Annotated in this window: 1 protein-coding gene and 1 pseudogene; both read right to left on the bottom strand. The window is 59.4% G+C overall.

Features of this window, described 5'->3' with window-relative positions; translation table 11 throughout:
- Positions 1–773: CoA ester lyase (locus DS906_RS12960; RefSeq protein ID WP_147235248.1), on the bottom strand; the 773-nt coding region annotated here is incomplete at its 3' end.
- Between the two features lie 19 nt (positions 774–792).
- Positions 793–1,208 (bottom strand): annotated as a pseudogene (gene glyA / locus DS906_RS12955) (serine hydroxymethyltransferase); the annotation flags it as partial.

Genomic DNA, 1,208 nt, shown 5'->3' with positions numbered 1-1,208 from the left:
TGGATAGCCCATTTTCCTTCACATCCCAGAACGGCCGCGCGTTTCGCTGCCGCGCGATACCCGTCTGGATCCTGAAAGTCACCGAAGGGCCCGTCGATCGGGCGCAGGCCGTTGGCTCGGGCGGCGACAACCATGCGGGCTAGCGCATAGTGCCACATATCGCCCCAATGCGTCATGCGTCCGCCATCTGCGTCCGCATCGGTCAGAACGGAATAGTCGGGGTTTACACCGCCGATGATTGTGGTCCGGGCACGGGTCGATGCCGCATAGTCGGCAACCCCGAAATGCAGGCTTTCGTTGCGTTTCGAGGCCGCCGCGATCTCGCTGACATTCTGCATCCCAAGCGCGGTTTCGATGATGTGTTCGAACCCGATCCGTTTCTTGTACCCTTTGGCGTCCTCGATCTGCGTCACCAGCATGTCAACTGCATAGACATCCGCAGCGGTTCCAACTTTGGGGACCATGATCAGGTCCAGCCGTTCGCCGGCCTGTTCGACCACATCCACTACATCGCGATACATATAGTGCGTGTCCAGCCCGTTGATCCGCACCGACATGGCTTTGTTGCCCCAGTCGATATCGTTCAGTGCTTCGATGATGTTCTTGCGCGCCTGTTCCTTTTCGTCCGGTGCAACAGCGTCTTCCAGATCAAGGAAGATAACGTCCACATCCGATTTCGCTGCCTTTTCGAACATTCCGGGCTGGCTGCCCGGAACGGCCAGCTCGCTGCGGTTCAGGCGTGCGGGGGCTTGGTCGATGTTGTGAAAGCTCATGGTTTTGGGATCCTTCGTCTTACAGGTTTGGATAGATCGGGAATTTGGCGCAAAGCTCTGCAACCTCGGCTTTGACTTTGGCTTCAACCGCGCCATTGCCGTCTTCGCCATTGGCAGCCAGGCCGTCGACCACCTCGATGATCCAGTCGGCGATCTGGCGGAATTCGATCTCGCCAAAGCCGCGGGTGGTGCCGGCGGGGGAGCCCAGACGGATGCCCGAGGTGATGGTCGGTTTTTCCGGGTCAAACGGCACGCCGTTCTTGTTGCAGGTGATATGCGCCCGGCCCAGAGCCTTATCGACAATGTTGCCGGTCACGCCCTTGGGTCGCAGATCGACCAGCACCACATGGGTGTCGGTACCGTGGGTCACAGTGTCCAGACCGCCCTTGATCAGCTGGTCCGACAACGCCTGTGCGTTCACGACAACCTGCTTGA

Origin of the sequence: Ruegeria sp. A3M17 (assembly GCF_003318255.1) — a bacterium.
GTDB lineage: Bacteria > Pseudomonadota > Alphaproteobacteria > Rhodobacterales > Rhodobacteraceae > Ruegeria.
The sequence above is the reverse complement of the archived record's forward strand: the minus strand, read 5'-3'. Positions and strand labels throughout refer to the sequence as shown.